An 809-nucleotide genomic window follows, 5' to 3' on the forward strand; every position below is an offset into this window, starting at 1 on the left:
GAGGAAAGTGTCCGTCTCTTGATGTATGAAGTAATTGCATCTCAGATGGGAGAAGTATTCACAAGGCTCAATGACGCAATCGTAAAGGAAAAACAAGCTATGGGCTGGACGATAGAAAGAAATGATTCAAGAGAAGTTCAATTTACATTTGGTTGGGTAGCGTATACACACACACTAATGCATGATCCACATGGAAATCCGCATTATCCTTTTGATGAGTGGATGGGGCTGAAGAAATATCATCGAAGAAGTCCTTTCGTGGAAGTAAAAGTTGCGGAAATGGCAAGTGAAAGTACCTATCGTGAAACGGCACGTACACTAAAAGAATGGACGGCTGTGAATGTTAGTCACACAACGGTTGGAACCATTATAAAGCAAGTTGGAGAAGCGCAAGCCAAGGCGGACGAGGAAATGGTGATCGAATTAGAGGAATCAGCAGTGTTGCCAAAGAGAGAAAAAGTAGATTTTCTATATGCGGAAGCTGATGGCGTATTCGTTCGGGGCACAGAGAAGAAAAAGAGTCATGAGGTGCGTCATGCGATTTTTTATGAAGGTTGGGATAAGAACGGGAAACGTGTATCCTTGCGTAATCCGAAAGTGATCATGACGACACAACCAACCGCAGAGTTTTGGAAAGAAGTTCAGGCGTCCACTGCCAATCAGTATTCATTAGAAAAAACACAAGTAGTAACAAATAGTGATGGTGGGCTTGGATACACGGCTGAGAAATTTCAGGAGGCATTTTCACAATCGAATTATCCGGTATTGAACCAATTGGATGCATATCATGTATTTCAGGGGCTTAACCG

At 42.6% G+C, this 809-nt stretch carries 1 protein-coding gene; it reads left to right on the forward strand.

The genetic code is table 11. From position 1 onward, the window contains the following. Nucleotides 1–809 (forward strand): UPF0236 family transposase-like protein (locus ACFQ3N_RS20420; RefSeq protein ID WP_390365089.1); only part of this gene is annotated, 809 nt, incomplete at both ends.

The organism is Virgibacillus byunsanensis (assembly GCF_042675965.1).
GTDB lineage: Bacteria > Bacillota > Bacilli > Bacillales > Amphibacillaceae > Virgibacillus_R > Virgibacillus_R byunsanensis.